The sequence below is a fragment of the Paenarthrobacter sp. AMU7 genome (genome assembly GCF_041200195.1).
GTDB lineage: Bacteria > Actinomycetota > Actinomycetes > Actinomycetales > Micrococcaceae > Arthrobacter.
In genome coordinates this window covers 110,072-125,960 of the sequence record NZ_CP165735.1, presented here as the reverse complement: position 1 = coordinate 125,960, position 15,889 = coordinate 110,072, and the positions used below count along the sequence as shown (strand labels likewise).

The window sequence follows — 15,889 nt, the reverse complement described above, 5'->3', positions numbered from 1 at the left end:
CGCGAGGTGGGTATCCCCTTTAGGTCAGCACGTTACGATACTTACAACGCAGTGCAAGAACTGCGTTCTTTTTGTGTCGACGTGTCGACGCCACACAGCATCAGGGGGACCAATTTCATGGAGCTCACGGACTATTGGAAGGTCCTGCGGGCACACTGGATTTCAGTGATTGCCATTACCGTGTTGGGTGGAATAGTCGCATTCGGCTGGACTTTGACCCAGACCAAGGTCTTCAGCGCCGATGCCAGCGGCATCATTTCGGTAGGCGTCAATAAAGATCTTGGTACGGCCATGGCCGGCGAGAGCTACTCCAAGTCCCGCGCAAAGTCCTACTTGGACGTCGCGAAATCCCGGTCCGTGGCGGAAACCGTCATCCAGGACCTCAAGCTCCAAGGCACCACTCCTGAGCAACTGATCAGCCGTATTTCGGCCCAGAACCCGCAGGACACCGCCACCCTCAAATTCTCCGCACAGGCCAGCAGCCCGGAGGATGCCCGCGACCTGGCCGAGGCCTGGGTCCGGGCCGTCGGGGAGCAGGTTGCCGAGCTTGAAAAGGGCAGCAACAGCAGTGAGACCTCCATCGTCAGTTTCCGCTCGCTGGACGCCGCACAGCTCCCCACCACTCCGACATCCCCCAATACCAGGCTCGCGCTGATGATTGGCGTCGTCGCCGGCCTGCTGCTGGCGATCGGGTACGCACTGCTGAGGAATATCTTCGACCGGCGCGTCCGTTCTGCAGTCCAGCTCGAAGCCGAGACCGGCGTCGCCGTCATTGGAACCATTCCGTTCCACAACAATTTCGACGGCGTCAACCGCCTCGTGTTGTCCCGCGGCGGTAACGATCTTGAGAACAAGAACCATCAGGACTACGCCGTAGCCGAGGCCATCCGCGAACTGCGGACCAACCTCCAGTTCATGGACGTGGACGAGCCGCCCCGCATCATCGTTGTCACCTCTGCCCTCCCGGGGGAAGGAAAGACCACCGTGGTGGCCAACCTTGCCCAGACCATCGCGGCATCCGGCCAGCGCGTTGTTGTGGTGGACGGCGACCTCCGCCGCCCCACCGTGGCCAAGACGTTCGGGCTGCTGACCAATGTAGGGCTCACAGATGTCCTCATCGGCAGGGCCACCCTCAACGACGTCCTGCAGCCCTGGGGCGAAAGCGGCGACCTCTTTGTGCTCGGCGCCGGCTCTGTACCTCCCAACCCCAGCGAACTTCTGGGGTCCAACGTCATGCGGGCCCTACTTGAGGACATTGCCAAGCACGCGATCGTCCTGGTGGACGCCCCACCGCTGTTGCCCGTCACCGACGCAGCGATCCTCACCGCCCGCACCGACGGAGCCCTGGTAGTCAGCCGCGCAGGCAAGACCACCTACGACCAACTGAAGCGTGCCCTGCAGAACCTCGAACGCGTCAAGGGCAGGCCCCTGGGTCTGATCATCAACGGCGTTTCCCGCAAATCCTCCAAGGGCGAGGACTACGGCTACCAGTACTACACGTACTACAACCGCAAGGACACCGGTGAGGAAGCGGCCAAGGCCAACCACGTTCCCGCCACGGAATCGACTCCCGTGGCCGCGACAGAGCAGGTCCAGCTGACCGACCAGCGCCGTGGCCGCCGCCGCGAAAGTACCAACGCCCTGTGAGCCTGACCAACCAAGGTGCCCATCCGCCGTCGTCCATTCTGACCGTCTGCACCGGCAACATCTGCCGGTCGCCGCTGGCCGAGCAACTGATCCGCGCCCAGCTCCATGACAACGGCCTCAGCAGCCTTCAGGTGATCTGAGGTGTGATGGTCGAAGTTCCCGGTATCCCGATCCGGTGATAGGCCAGCTCTTCGGAGTATCCATCCACAAGGGACCTATGTCCTGCGGATCCCGACAGCTAATGCGCGCACCAGGGTGGTGGTCCCCTCGCCCGCTTTCCAGAGCTCACCGTCGGCGGACCTCCGGCCCAGCGGCAAGGTCTCGGTACTGCTCACTGGCTGGAACGGACGCACCTTCACTGATCTAACGCACTTGGGACTTAGGAGTGAAAGTGATCCTGACGGCGGATGCCGGCGTCGGCGAACAGAGGCCTACACCGTAGGGGAGACGCATCAACAGGCTCACACAGCAACCGGAACGGGTGTGGGCCATTGGCTGTCTTACAGCTCGACTTGGTGTTCGTTTTGGGAAGGGCCGTGTGCGCCGAACCTGTGTTCACTCGCCCCTTTGGAGAGCAATCGTCGTTCTGGCGTTCTGTGGCGTCTAAGGAGTCCTAAGTGTTCGGCTGCTTTGATTGCTTCGCGTCGATTGGTGACGCCCAGCTTCCGGTAGATGCCCTTGATGTGTGTTTTTACAGTGTTCGGGGATATTTGCAGGTCATTGGCCAGTTCCTGCGTGGTAGCGAAGGTGGGGAGGAGCGCGAGCATCTGACGTTCCCTTTGTGTCAGCAGCGTGGTTCCTGCCGATGGGGTGGCTGTAGTGGCCCGCTCCAGAGTCCTGATCAGTTCTTCGTGAGCTAAGAAGTGGTGGCGCTCACGGAAAAGGGCCGACCGCACGAGGGGCCCGGCGAAGTGCAGTCCCCGGGAAATACCGTGCCTCGTTCCTAATTCCAACGCAGCCAAAAGATATTCCCTTGCTTTGAACGGTCGTTCCTCTTCAAGTTCAATATGCGCGGCCAGTGCCAGGCCGGTGATCTGCCCGAGGGCGCTTTGGCTTTGAACAAAGCCTTTGTTGACGGGAGCCAACAGTTTCCTGGCTTGCTCCAAGCGGTTCGTGCGTAGGAGTCTCCACGCAGAGATGATGTGCAGTTCTCCGGTGATGCCTTGATGCCTCCGCAAGTCCAAGTTCAACTGATGCAACGCATCGTACCTCTTTAGGGTCAACAACATCTCTGACACCTGGAGCGCGTTGATAGCAACGTCCCAGGGCGGCACCTCTTGGGACATGTCATGCCGTACCCTGTCGAGTAACTCCAATGCTGTCTCATCGCTGGATTGATCCCCTTGGAGCCAGTCAAGAATCAAAGCCAGCTTTGCCGACGACTGTCCAATGGCGGGGGCCACGGTTGGCCCCAACCCGACGAAGGCGTTGTGGTAGGCGGCTTCGGCATCGGATAGCTGCTGGTACGCGCACCACGCGGCCACGAGCCGGGCTGGTCTGCTTCGGGCGTTGTAACGCAGTCCTGCAGATTCCGCTTGGAGGAGTGCTTGGTCGGCGTTTTCCTTCGCCCCACGAAAGAGCTCTTGGGTGCAGTCGATTGCCGCTGTGAGCGAAAGAGCGTCAATCACGACGACCGGGTTGGGATTTCTGATTTCCAGGGCCTTTGCATACTCGGCTTCTGCTCGTGCTTCCTCGTTACGGTTCAGGACAAGTAGAGCTGAGGCACGGATCCGGGTGACGAAGTGGTCCATGTCGGGATCGGGCGCATCGGGTAGCTGTTGGAGGGTGCGGAGGGCCTCTTCAGTCTTGCCTTCCGCCAGTGAGATTTGGGCGCGCAAAACGTGGTGCAGAGCTTCGAAAACCGGATCAAGTTGTGGGATGTCCGCTGCTGCGGCGCATTTCTGGAGCCACGCTTTGGCTGGTTCCATGATGCCGGTCAAGAAAGCCACCTGTGCTTTGAGCAGAGTCAGTTCCGCCGATGTTGCAGGTCCGATCTCATCGATCAAAGCTGTAAGGGTTGTGAATTCGCCTGCCCAGAGCAGAGGGAGTCCGGAGTTCTTTACCGAGGAACGCAGCAACGCTGGGTCCTGGCTTCGACCTGCGTGGCGAAGGGCGTCCTTATGTCGACCTGTCTGCTGATACCACCGGCTCATCCGTGCACGAACGGGCAAAAGCTCAGGGTCGGCGTTGGTGCTCAAATATTGCTGTAGGAGTCGGTGAAGGCGATAAGTTTTGATACCCGCGACAGTCTCTGAGCCCAACAGGCCGCTCTGGGTGCGGACAGTCTCAATAAGTGTTTCCCCATGTGCCCCGACGAAGGCGTGGGTGAGGTCTTCCGCGGTGAACGTTTCCAACACGGACATGACGGTCATGTACCACCGCACATCCCTCGGATAGGAGGTGAAGAGTGGCTCGATGAGTTTTTCCATCAGCGGATCGTTGCCGGCTGCATCCGGGGTGGTATTGCCGACAGCGGCGTGGCGGAGAGCAAGTATGACAGCGGCCGGCCAACCTTCAGTGCTCTTCAACAGGGCATCGATGTTCAACGGAGTAGCTTTTGTAGCCAAGGCTACTTCTTTGCGGCGAAAATCGAGGTCAGCACGGGTGATTTCAACAACGTTCTCTGCTGCGTGAAGTTTATATAGCTCGGGCACCGGTGGCAGCGCCCGTCCAACAAGGAGGAACCTTAGATTCTCCGGTGCGTGATGAATCAAATAGTCAAGATTCTGCAGGGTGCTCGGATTGCGTAGTTGGTGACACCCGTCCAGCACCAGTACCACCGTTCCCGGAACATCGGACAGCTGGATCAGCACTGTGTCTAGGAAGGCGTTATCCCTTACATCCGGGCTCGGCAAGGCGGCGCCTCCGAGGGCAAACCCAAAGGAGCTGGTCAGAAGCGACCAAAAGCGGTCGGGCTCGTCATCACCCGGATCCAGGGACAGCCACGCCGTCACCGTGTGGGCGCCGGCGTGCCGGACCCATTGAGCGGCCGTAACGGTTTTGCCGTACCCTTCGGGACCGATGATGGTCCCCACAGCACGGCCAGCTGTCAGCTTCTGAGAAAGGGTTGAAATGATGCGGGGGCGTGGAAGTTCGTCAACGGCCGCATTCGGCGGCCTCACTTTGTCTCTCAAAACCGTCAAATCGTGTATGTGCATTCCATACCCCTCAGATTTCCCACGGCTACTCATCCCGAGGGAAAAGTCTGCTTTCTTTGGTGAGCCCAGTGTGACCTATCCAGGCCCGGGAGGCCAGCAAGTATGTCGGACTTGGGGCCTCGTCCACATCCGCAAGGTTGCTACGCCTTGGCTACCGGTCCGGGCTCAGGCGCCTCTATGGACCAGTCTCTTGGATTGGTGATCAGCGCTCTGCCTTCGGTGCTGCAGGTCAGGCGGAGCAACCTCCAAAGCCCGCCTGCCTGCAGGAGCAGCGTGGATGACGGAAGAGTTAGCTAGTTTTCGTCTGAATCGAACATCACCTTAAGGGCTTCTTCATCGACGTGGCTGAGGTTGCTTTCCAACAGCTCTCCCTTGGTAACGGCTACATCGCTGGCCTGGACGACACCATCAGTTCACTCACACACCTCGGAGAACGCGACCTCGACCCCAACACCGGGACTTTCACAGCCCCCGACCCAATCCTTCCCACCGACAGATCAGAAGGATTCACTCCGTACACCTACTCATTCGGCAACACCACCAACGCCTCCGACCCGACAGGCCTCTACCAAATGCCAATATGCGACTGTGACTACGGCGGACCGGCACCACGCCTAAGGACCTCACCCCCGCCGCCAGCCGCCGCTCCCCCGGCACAACAAATCACGACTCCAACACCGCAGCCGGCCCCTTCTACGAGGGCTGGACAGGCTCCCTCTGGCAAGTCCGCAGCGGTGGCACCGAAACCGACACCTCAGCCGAAGGTTGCCTCTCCTCAAACATCCTGCTATTCGTTTGGTTGCGTGAACAAGGACGCCATAGCCCAAGGATGCTATTCGTATAACGCCTGTGGACAAGCTCCGCCCGGACCAAATCTTGCCCAACAATGCTCAGGTCAGAAGCTTCTGTTTGGCTTCGGATTTTCCACAGGCAGTGCAGTTGGTCAAGCCGTCTATGCAAAGGCCGACGACGTAAAATGGAATAGGCAAGTCAAGGGCGGAATGGTCGCTGGCCTATTGGTCGGCTTGGGGAACTCCTTAGTCGATTGCGTTCCCTGGGGCAATCCAGGCGGGACTCGCTAGTGGTAAGTCAGAGCGCGCAAAGGAGTCATTCCGTGACAGAAAAACACCGCAGAGTCCGTCGGTGGGCGGTCGGCGGGCTCATTGGGCTCATGATCGGATACGCACTATCTTTGCTCTTTCATGGATTCAACTTCGGTGCTGCTTTCCTAGCATGGTTATGGGTGCTCCCGGCCATGCTGGGTGTGAGCTTATATGGTGTATGGAAAGAGATGAAGGACAACTCCGAAAACTGAAAGTGACGGTACATCCGATATTTCAGTCGCTAGGGCCCAACTCAGTGATTGGGATGTCGGCTAGCCGTGGTGGCCTTCCACTCTCGATGCCGCCTATTTGGTTGGACCTTGGATTGACCATGGGCTCCGATTCGTCCTGGAGTACTTTGAGTGGTCAGGAGACAGCCAGAGCGAACCAAACGTGCTTAGGCCACCCAGTAATCTCGGTTGCCCTAGCTTTACTTCAATGCTGTCTATTTGGACGGGCCGCTCTTGAACCGCTCAGCGCCCTTGGAGGCCCCCGTCCGGGTCTTTCTGGCCTTCGTCGCTCCTTTGCCCAAGGTGAGGGCAGTGCGGGGGTGGGTGGCCTCGCTGCGGGCGGCGGCGAGGCGGCCACGGATCTGCGTTTCGTTGGCGCCACTGCCGGTTAGGGACTCGGCGAACTTCTTGTGGTGTTCAGCTGAACCGTAGTCGCTGGCGGAGGTCGTTCCTGTTTTCAGACTCTGGTCCTTTAGTCGGCTGCTGTCGTTGCCGGTGACGCGGTTTTCGATCTCCCGGCCGACGTCTTCCATGCGGGCGAAAAGTTCCTTCTCTGCTCTCTCGTATCGCTGTTCCTGGGTGGACCATTTGGATCCTTTGAATCCGCCCTCTGCCAGCAGTCTGGCTTCGTGGAGGTTCTTGGCTGCGTCCACGAAGGCGGGGTCTTTGAAGTGTTCCTCGCTCGCACCGTTCATGTTGGCCGTGGTCTCCTTACGGAGCTGGTCGATGTCGGGTCCGTTGATGCCGTCCTTGCCGATCAGGTACATGCGTTCCTTCACGGCGGCATCCGCTACCTCCAACGCTTTGGGTGTCTTTGCGTTGTGTGCCTGCTGAAGGGCTTTGGTCAGCTCTGGGTTTGCCAGGTACTCCACCGGGACCTGGTGGCGTTCCATCTCCGGTGCGAGTTTCGCGGCCTGGGCACGGAGTTCTTCGGCGCGGGCGGCTGCCAGAAGCTGCATGGCCTTTTCGTGTTCAGCAGCCGCTTTACGTGCTTCTTCCTGGCTCCGTGTCAGGGCGTCCTGGCGTGCCTTCTCTGTGGTGACCGTCTGGATGCCTGACTCAAGGTATGCGGTGTCCGCGCCGACGTCGTGGGTGTCGATGCCGTACCGCGCTAAGACTTCCTGGCGAATCCTTTCGGACGCTGCCAGAGCGGTGGGGTCGTGGTCCTTCCACGCTTCTGCGACGGTGTGGGCGGTAGCGATGTCGGACGGTTGGGCTGTGTCCCACCACTGCTCCTTTTCAACCGGTGCGAGTGCTGCGTGCGCTGCACTGCGTTCGGCGGCAAGGCGTGCTTGGACTTCGTGAGCTGCCTGTGTGTCCAGGTGTTCCTGCTGCCGCTGAGCTTCCTGACGCTTACGAGCCAGAGTCTCTGCAATACGGGACGCGATCATCAATGATTGCCGCAGTCCGCCGTCTACTACATCGTCGATTCCGTCTGATTCACTCATGGTGTTCCCCTTGCACTAGTGGTGTGATTCTTATCGGTCGAGGCTCGGGCCGGCATCGCGACGGCTGGGCTGATAGGTCTTTGCTGGTGCAGCGGTTGGCGTGGTGGGCACTGCGGATCCGGGACGGAAGGGAACCATGCCTCGGCGTGCGATATCAATTGCACGTGGCGGCACCGTCGCCTCAGCTGATTGCTGCTTATCGGCATCCACTGGTACCGCCTTGGGCATGGTCCCGGTGAACGGTGCAAGATGGTCTTCCACCACTGAACGAATGCGCTGGGCTTCCCGGGTCCGGCCGGACTGTTGATGCATTTCGTACACGGCGAAGGCGGTGTTGATCAGTTGCACCATGAGTGCCGTCTGCGCGGCAGTCTTGTTCTTGCTCGATGCTGCCATGAACAACATCGCGGTGCCTGCGATGGATGGCAGCGCAATCGGTTTGCTGTGGGTCTTGGGTGCACGGAGCTGGGCGGTGCGGGACAGTTCAGCGGCCGTAGCCGCCAGCGGTCCGGGTGTGGGTTCGAGACGGTGTGACCATGCCGCAAAGGCGCCGGAAACTTCCCGTGCTGCCTTAGCCCATGTGGCGTGATCGTCACGTGGAATGGACCGCAATTGTTCCGCCAGGGCTGTGGCGTTTCGGGTGTACTCCACCCATACCTGCGGCGACAGGGTAGCTTTCTCAGGTCCGGTCCTGGAGACAGTGCGCTTGTTACGCGCAGCGGCATTCCACTCAGCTGCAGCTTCGGTGGCAAGATGCGGTGAATCCATCCACGCTTCACGCAAAGCACCAAGCTTCAAGTCCGAGGCGAGCGTGCCGCCACCGAACCAGATAGGACGCTCCCCGGCCTTGGGCCGTTCAGCCACCGAGTAGCCAACAATGACGTCGGTGGTGTTCTTCGCGTAGCGGGGGCGAAGCAACATGCCGGTGTCACGGGCCCGTCGAACAAACTCGCCTTCCGTTCCAGATGCGCTGGCACTGGCGCGCACCTTTCGAGCCAACGATGAGCGGTGCATCTCGCGTTCGTCCCGCACGGCCGTGGCCTTCTCAGCACGGTCATAACCACGGGTGGCATACACGCTGGAGAGCTGTTCAAGGCCGTACTTAACTTCCAGTTCCCGGCAGGACTGCTGCGCCTTCTTGTAGTCCCCGTGAGTGGAAGCCTTGGTCCCATCTTCACGAACAAGTGAGACCGCGATGTGGATGTGATGATTACCATTTTCGCTAGTGCCGTGGTTCACGGCTGCCCAGCGGCACTGGGCCTTTCCACTGGCCGCAGTGAAGCCCATGGCATCAACAAAATCATTGGCAATGTCGCCCCACTGCTGGTCCGTCAGCGCACCCTCCTCGGCCCGCAGACTCAACGAGCAATGCCAGACACTGGCGTCCCTGTAGCCAACGTGAACGCGCTCTTTCTTTGCAGCGTCCCAGGCGAAGTCCTTCACCTGAACGGAGACCCCGAAAAGCTTGCGCGGCTGGTCCAGGTGCTTGGCAATAGCCAGGGCATCATCCCGGTCCAGAACGCCGTCGTCATACCAACTCATGATGGCCGCATCACCTGCCACCAAGTGAGGGTCGGTGTGCGCATTCTTGGTCTTGTCAGAGTCCGTCGATGCCAGATAAACCATGAGCCCGCCCATGCGCGAACCACGTGTGATGTTCGGAATCATCTCTACATCAACCCCTCAATGGCCCGATCAATTCGCATGGCCACCGAACGAAGATGCTTCAACGCTTCACGGGCCTCCACGGGGAACTCACCCGTCGCATTGCCCTGCCGTGCGAGCTGGTTGATGTTGTTCGAAGAACGCGCCAACAGGTTGTGCAACTGCATCAGTTCAGCACCGATGGCACGGCGCTCGGTCGGTGAGTCGGTACGTTCTGCCAGGGCCGCCGAAACCAGCAGGTTCGGCACGGTCACTTTCTCCCGTTCGGCCCTCGCCACGAGAGCCGCTTCCTCTTCCACCGTGACCCACACGTCACGGCGCTTCTTCGTTCCTGCCGGAGTGTTCGCACGACGACGGCGGGACAGATTGGGGCGGTGAGTGTTCTCCTCTTCCGACATCCCAATCCCTCCCTTCAAAGGCCCAGCGCAGCGACCCCGAACCGGGACCACACTGACAAGTGTGCCGTACTCGACCGCCAGTGTCGAGGACGCCAAGCCACTTACACCCGTGTAAGTGTATAGCTTGCTCGCATGGTTGAGTTTTCGCGTTTTCCTCACCCATGTGCGACGCGCCAAAAACCATACCTATCGGTGTCAGTCAGGGCCGCTAGACTGGCCACATGGACATCAACGACATTGCCGCCAAAGCGGCCGCGAAAATTGACGCTGCCAGGGACGCCAAGGTCAACGCTGTGAAGAACGCAGCAGCCAGCAGCGTCGAACTTCAGGAAGCCGCACAGCTGCTCGCAGCAGCCGAACAAAAGTACGCCAAGGACTACCAAGCTGCGCTGCGTGCCGACTGGACCGAATCGGACTTGCGCGGCTTCGGCCTCGACACGCCAGGTAGGAAGGCCGGCGGACGACCGCGCGGCAAGAAGACCGCCCGGGAAACAGCGCCTGCCTCGGTGGCATCGGAACAGTAACCCCTCGCCCACATGGACACGGCAAAAGCTAAACCCTTCGGGCTTTTCCCGCACACATGACGCTCCTATAGCTGTCAAACCTGAGGTACGGGTAGGTCGCGAAACCGTTGTCGGCACTGCTTCGGCTGTCCACAACCGGGGACAATTCTTATGGGTTATCCACCGCTACGGCGGCCGGGGGAGCTACCCAATGGCTCCCAATAATTCAGCCGTGGATAACCCGAATAGCCCCCAGCCATGGACAGCCTCAAGGTCATGTTGAGTGCCTGGTTGACCCGGTAGATGTAGGGGTCAACCTTAGGGCTGCGCGAGTAGGCCCGTAAGAACGTTCTCTACGTATCCAGCACCCATAAGTCCGTCTTCGGGCTTTCCCTCATTGTCGCCACCGGGTACTGCTTCTTCGCCCAAGCGCCGGCTGGGGTCGGAGTCATCGTAATGCACCTGAATTGACCGGCCAGTGATCGGTTCCGTCCGTGCGAAGACGGGCATGGGCCACTCTTCCGGCACCCAGCCAGCCATGGGGCCAAGTACCTCCCACTGACCTTGCTTCAGGCCGAGGTAGCTGAACCTTCCGATGAGGACGGAGTCGTTCGGAGACAGGTTCTTCACGTCTGACAGCATTGGGACCTGCGCCCATCTCTGGGCGAAGAAGTAGCCGAGCAGAATGCCTTTAGAACTCATGCGAGCGACGAGCCCTACGCCGTAGCCCCCGCCGTTCAAGGGCACCGCAAAAAGACTTCCCGGACCATACTTCGGCTTTGCCACTACTCTCCCACTCGTCGATTGAAAATCTTGGGGTGCTTGCCTGTTTGTCGGCCCGCTGTTAATAGCATCGGGTATGGAGTCCCCCGAGAACTCACATCGCCATGCTAGGTGATCGGAAAGCGCGAGCGTCTTCATCATCTCGCAATGCTAGAGAGCGCGGAGTGTTAGCGGATCTCTCTTGGTCGTTCAGCCATCGCCGGTACTCGGCGATAAGCGCGTCGTTTCTCGATTGCCCACGCTCCAACCGTGAAAGGTAGGACGGCCATTGGTTGAGGTGTGCAGCTGCGTTTTGCAGAGTCAGCCCAAGCTGTATTCGTAACCGCCGCACGTCGGCTATCGAGGGCGCCGGGGCCGGGTTCATAATCTGTCGATACAGTTCTCTTGCAACGTAGCGTTTGAGGCATCGCATAATCTCGCGCTTACTCTTCCCTTCATGGGTCCGCTTCGCCACGTACTCCTTTGTCCTGGCATCCGACCCCATGCGCACCAAGACAACATGGTGCAGGGCCTTATTGGCGTTTCGGTCACCGCCTCGACTCAACCTGTATCGGCTTGTCTTGCCCGAAGAAGCGGGAACGGGCGCGACCCCTGCCAAGGCCGCGAATTGAGCTTCATTGCCAACGCGTTCTCGGTTATCTCCGATTGTCACGAGCAGCTGGCTGGCAACTTCGACGCCCACTCCCGGCAGATCGCAAAGCAACGGAGCGTATGCGTCCAGAAGTTCCTTCAACGCCGAATCGGCCTCGGCAATCTCGTCGGTCAGTGACTGATACCTCTTGGCCAATTTCTTTAACGTCCAGGCAGTCACGTGGACCGGATCTGCCAAGTGGCCAGCAGGCTTGGCACGCGCCATCGTCCCGATCATCGCAGACGTCACCATGCCCCGGTACTTCTCCCTCATCAGTTCAGGTGCCGAGATCATGATGTCCCTGATCTGGTTGATGGCAGCAGTTCTCGATTTCATCGCTGAGGAACGAGATGCCCGCAATAGCCGCATGCACTCAACCGGGCCATCCTTATGTTTGGGAACAGCGGTGCAACGTTCTGCCAAGACGGCCTGAGCAGCCTGGTAGGCATCGAGGGGGTCGGACTTGCCCTTCAACCTTCGATGCTGCCGGTTGGGCTGGTTCACCTCCACCACTGTGAGGCCTTCAGACCGTAAAAGCCTAGTAAGTCCAGCGCCATAGCTGCCGGTGCATTCAACTCCCACCGCAGCGACTTCACCGTAAGACCGAGCGAACGCAACGATAGCCCGGTAGCCTGCGTCGGTTGCACGAAATTCCTGGTCCCCCAAAGGCCGGCCATACTCACTAACAACGGCCACATGATGGGCATCTGCGTGGGTGTCCACACCGACAACGACACGCACTTCTTCCTGATCCGGCATAGGGCCTTCCCTGACGAGTTGAGAATCACGTGACCCAGGTGGGCAGACAAAACGGTAAGGGGATCATGGTCAAGCTCCTATCAAGTCATGACCGCCCAAGCCACGCGAAAAGACTTGAACCAGCGGACACGACATGTGCAAGACAGCACCCCGAGGAGCACGTCAAATGGACGATGAGCCACGCCGGTTCAAGACCAATACCATCATTACCGATGGACGACAGGGACCAGCTGACCGCCTGCACACAACCGCCAGGCCACCACACCGGGCAACCTCACCGAACACGACCGGCGGACGTGCACAGCCTCCAGACCATGCACGTCGTCCAATGCAATGACGAACCTGCCTCAAGAAGGTCATCGCAACAACTCACGTCTCATCCAAATCTGAGTAACGCCATCTAGCGTCCGAAGTCGGTCTCTTTCGGGGTTAGGCGGCGTTGGCTTTCCGCGCGCGGCGTCGACGCAGCTTTAACTGCGGCCAGGGTCTCACCGTCAACAAGCGGGCCCCCGCCTGTGACGCGGCCCTGGACAGTTTCGAGTTTCGGCGCCCCATGCTCATCACGGACTCGGTACACAACGTATTCACTGACGCAGCCGTAATCCTTCGCCACGGCTGCGGCATTAGCTGCACAGATCGATTCCTTGTCATCTGCTGCAGCGAACAGGGACGCCGGGAAGGATAGGGGAACCCAACGTCCTCCCAGGACGGCGTCGCGATCAACGGCCGTGCCATTCTCGGCGGCAAGGTAACCACGTTCCCAGCGGCCGAGTGTTCGGGCCTCGCTCAAAGCTTGGGTGGTTTCCACATCGGCTACCTTCACGTCGTAGCCGGCAGTCTGCAACACGTCCATCTGCATGCGAGCGTTCTTCTCACCGGACAACGTGCCATCAATGACAATGTTGTCCCCGCGGTCAATGGCATCCCGAATGGCCTTCTTTGCCAGAATGGAGGATTCGTTGTGAACCAAAGCAGCCAGTTCACGGGGATAAAACTTCTCCCCCTTTGCTTCCAGTTCCCGTACCTCGTCAGGAACCATGTAGCTCTCATAACTGCCGTCAGCCCGAGCCTGCACCAACAGGTCGTCTTTAAAGTCGTCAGGGTTGATTGACAACCACTGCTCTGGACGCGTCCGGGTTTGGGCAATAAGAGCATCTTGGGCCGTAGACTTCCCGACACCTGGAGGGCCCGCGAGAACGATCGCTTTTCTGTTCCTCAGGACTTCCGGTTTCGAGGCTACGAAAGCCGCCAGGATCTCATTATGCAAGGCACGTCGCTCTTGGCGCGGCTGCTGCCGCTTGACGTTGAACCATTCCGGATTTTGCGTTGTCGCGTGCCGTGAATGGGCTGTCAGTGGCCCGCCCTCGGAACACAACTCCTCGAGATGAGCGCGATGTGTAGAAGCCTGGTCGTCATTAGTCACGCTTTACAGCGTAGTCACGGCGAGTCCGGAGCATCCTCAGACGCGTCCAAGATGATGTCGTAAGCGTCACCATCAATGAGACCCTTGTCGAAGGCCTCCCCAACCTCATCAAATGTGCCAGGAGGATTCGGAGGAAGAATGGCCTTCCACTCCCTGGAAAGCTGCTCCGTGTGGTCGGGGGCCTTAACGTAGGGCCAGGCAGAAAGCTGGCGGATCATCTCGTCGCGATCTATATCGCCCGCAGCGTACCGCTCAGCAATCTCGAACGGGCTGGCCCCGCTAAACCCTTCCGGAATCGCCTGCACTCCCCTGGACGCGGCCCTCGTCAACGCCTGGCTCACCGCAGACTGAGTGATCTGAAGAGCCCTGGCTATATCCCGCTGCTGCAGCCCACTTTGCACGGCTTCCTGCAACGCTCTGAAGTAATCCAAACGACCCAAGTCTTCACGCGCCAACGCACGCCGAGCCAAGTCTATGGCGTGCTCTGGTTGAGTAATCGTCATACCCACACCTCCTATATAAGCAAGCTTATCAGGACATTAGCAATCTTATATAGCGGCTCACGGTGCCCACGATTAGCGGGATTCTAGCCCTGATCCTTTAAGAAACCTCGGCATCCCACGAGGGCAACGCGTCCTGGAACGGGGTTGCAACCGCCCTACCTGCGAAGTCATAAGCAGATGAGTACGGTGGAAGGAACCCGTGTGATTCGCCCGATTCACCGGCCGAACCTACTTCTCAAGGAGGCGCCTGTGCGATTCCGAGACTTCTTCCGGCGCTCGGCCTCATCCGGAACAGAGCCCTCTCCCATTACTGCCAGTTTTCAGCATGAGCAAGCGTCAACAGAGGAATTGGCGGAACTGGAAGAAGCTTGGGCCGATCTAAACCAAGCGGCCGACGAGGCAGGAGTGATCACGTTCCGCGCCTGCATTAGAGATGGAAGTCCATGGCAGAACGATCCGGAAGCAGTCCGCATGGTAAGTGCCATGATCCGAGATTCTCACAACCAGGACCAATCGACAGCAACTGGTTGAGACCGCACCTAGACACGTGTCATTGTCTGCGGGGCAGAACATCGACCACAGACTCCCCAGGTAGGAGATCGCAGTGACGCTTGAGCCGGACGGGACTGAGTCGAGTGAGCCGAGCCCAGGCCAAGAGTGGGCCTACAGGGTTCGTGACGACGCTCCTTCTACACGGGTTCAGGTCACTGCCCTGCAGCGTGAAGGCCGCAAATTCCGCGTAGAGATACGGCACCTAGACGGCAGCGCCGCAAACACGACGGAAAATGTGCCTCGGAATCGGCTCAAAGTGCCCTGGAACGAGGTGTCGAGCTATGACGCCGTCATGGAAGGCTGGAAGGCCCTACGCAAGCAATCCATTGACGAGATTGAATCGTCAGCCATGTGGATGATCTTCGAACTCCTCGTTCCCGAAACCGTCGCTGAACTCTACCTCACGCCCGTGGACGATGCCCTAACCATTCACAACGAGAAAGCTCTGAACTCCCTCACGGGTTGCCCATGGACCGATCTGCCCGCAGATCGCTCCTGGATCACCTACGAGTCCAAGCCCCGGCTCTCCCCCTTGGCCTCTCTCTCGATTGCCGAAATGATCTGTCACAACAACCCGGGCACGGTGCTCGACCGGATCATGGCAGAAGAAGCCGAATCCAGAGAAAAAGTGAAAAGGGGTGGAGAAACCGAAGACTGGGAAACCCGTGCAACCGTCCCGACCACCCCCGAGTACGAATACCGGTCCTACCTACGCTGGAACAAACCTCGACATGAGCTCCTGCGCCAGTGGTGCGGATATCGAGCAGTCACGACTCACGAACGACTGCTGGCAGCAGAAGCCGAAGTCAACCGCCTCGACAGCCTCCTAGCGAGGACTGTGGACTGGCTCCGCGAATACAGCAAAAGCGGCGCAGAGATCATCGACAGAGAACACGAGGAAGACCGAATCACACCCCTCAACATCCGCCCCATCCCCGACCGCCCCCTCCAGCCACACGAAATCCCCGTCATCACGGTCCACAGCCGCCGACGTTGGCGCCATTAGCCAACGGCACACAGGGAGACCGGCAACGCTTGCCTGAGTTGCCCAGTATGGATGGCAGGCTCACAAATGTAGGAAGGTAG

At 59.4% G+C, this 15,889-nt stretch carries 12 protein-coding genes; 4 read left to right on the top strand and 8 right to left on the bottom strand.

Going from position 1 to position 15,889, the window contains the following annotated elements; genetic code table 11:
- Positions 1-117 precede the first annotated feature (117 nt).
- Both ABQM86_RS00615 and ABQM86_RS00610 read left to right on the top strand, forming a co-directional pair.
- Positions 118-1,647: a polysaccharide biosynthesis tyrosine autokinase gene (locus tag ABQM86_RS00615; RefSeq protein WP_280623410.1), complete on the top strand. Its 1,530-nt coding sequence runs from the start codon at positions 118-120 to the stop codon at positions 1,645-1,647.
- Entirely contained in the window at positions 1,644-1,787 is a 144-nt protein-coding gene (locus ABQM86_RS00610; protein WP_369745687.1) for a hypothetical protein, read from the top strand. The genes ABQM86_RS00615 and ABQM86_RS00610 overlap by 4 nt, the downstream gene beginning before the upstream one ends.
- A gap of 360 nt (positions 1,788-2,147) precedes the next feature.
- Here the strand turns inward: ABQM86_RS00610 and ABQM86_RS00605 are convergent, their stop codons facing one another.
- The 4 genes from ABQM86_RS00605 to mobC form a co-directional block, all read right to left on the bottom strand.
- The gene (locus tag ABQM86_RS00605; RefSeq protein WP_369745516.1) at positions 2,148-4,769 is read right to left on the bottom strand and encodes a LuxR C-terminal-related transcriptional regulator; all 2,622 of its coding nucleotides are present in this window, start codon (positions 4,767-4,769) and stop codon (positions 2,148-2,150) included.
- Positions 4,770-6,353: 1,584 nt separating this feature from the next.
- On the bottom strand, positions 6,354-7,586 hold the full coding sequence (locus tag ABQM86_RS00600) for a hypothetical protein (RefSeq protein ID WP_369745686.1): 1,233 nt from the start codon (positions 7,584-7,586) through the stop codon (positions 6,354-6,356).
- Positions 7,587-7,616: 30 nt separating this feature from the next.
- Positions 7,617-9,254 (bottom strand): relaxase/mobilization nuclease domain-containing protein, encoded by a 1,638-nt coding sequence (locus ABQM86_RS00595; RefSeq protein WP_369745685.1) that lies wholly within the window; start codon positions 9,252-9,254, stop codon positions 7,617-7,619.
- A 2-nt stretch (positions 9,255-9,256) separates the two neighbouring features.
- Positions 9,257-9,649, bottom strand: a complete 393-nt coding sequence (gene mobC, locus ABQM86_RS00590; protein WP_369745684.1) for a plasmid mobilization relaxosome protein MobC — start codon at positions 9,647-9,649, stop codon at positions 9,257-9,259.
- Positions 9,650-9,870: 221 nt separating this feature from the next.
- Here mobC and ABQM86_RS00585 point away from each other — a divergent pair, with 221 nt between their 5' ends.
- Positions 9,871-10,173 (top strand): hypothetical protein, encoded by a 303-nt coding sequence (locus tag ABQM86_RS00585; protein WP_011777147.1) that lies wholly within the window; start codon positions 9,871-9,873, stop codon positions 10,171-10,173.
- Positions 10,174-10,470: 297 nt separating this feature from the next.
- Here ABQM86_RS00585 and ABQM86_RS00580 read toward each other — a convergent pair whose 3' ends face one another.
- The 4 genes from ABQM86_RS00580 to ABQM86_RS00565 form a co-directional block, all read right to left on the bottom strand.
- The gene (locus ABQM86_RS00580; RefSeq protein WP_280628196.1) at positions 10,471-11,073 is read right to left on the bottom strand and encodes an Imm26 family immunity protein; all 603 of its coding nucleotides are present in this window, start codon (positions 11,071-11,073) and stop codon (positions 10,471-10,473) included.
- Positions 11,030-12,325 carry an IS110 family transposase gene (locus ABQM86_RS00575; protein ID WP_369745683.1) on the bottom strand — a complete coding sequence of 432 codons (1,296 nt, stop codon included), beginning with the start codon at positions 12,323-12,325 and terminating at the stop codon, positions 11,030-11,032. Before ABQM86_RS00575 ends, ABQM86_RS00580 begins: the two co-directional genes overlap by 44 nt.
- A 400-nt stretch (positions 12,326-12,725) precedes the next feature.
- Positions 12,726-13,748, bottom strand: a complete 1,023-nt coding sequence (locus tag ABQM86_RS00570) for a zeta toxin family protein (RefSeq protein ID WP_369745682.1) — start codon at positions 13,746-13,748, stop codon at positions 12,726-12,728.
- Between the two features lie 14 nt (positions 13,749-13,762).
- Positions 13,763-14,251 (bottom strand): hypothetical protein, encoded by a 489-nt coding sequence (locus tag ABQM86_RS00565; protein ID WP_369745681.1) that lies wholly within the window; start codon positions 14,249-14,251, stop codon positions 13,763-13,765.
- A gap of 604 nt (positions 14,252-14,855) precedes the next feature.
- On the opposite strand from ABQM86_RS00565, the gene ABQM86_RS00560 reads away from it, so the two are divergent.
- Positions 14,856-15,809 carry a hypothetical protein gene (locus ABQM86_RS00560; RefSeq protein WP_369745680.1) on the top strand — a complete coding sequence of 318 codons (954 nt, stop codon included), beginning with the start codon at positions 14,856-14,858 and terminating at the stop codon, positions 15,807-15,809.
- The last annotated feature ends 80 nt before the right edge of the window (positions 15,810-15,889 follow it).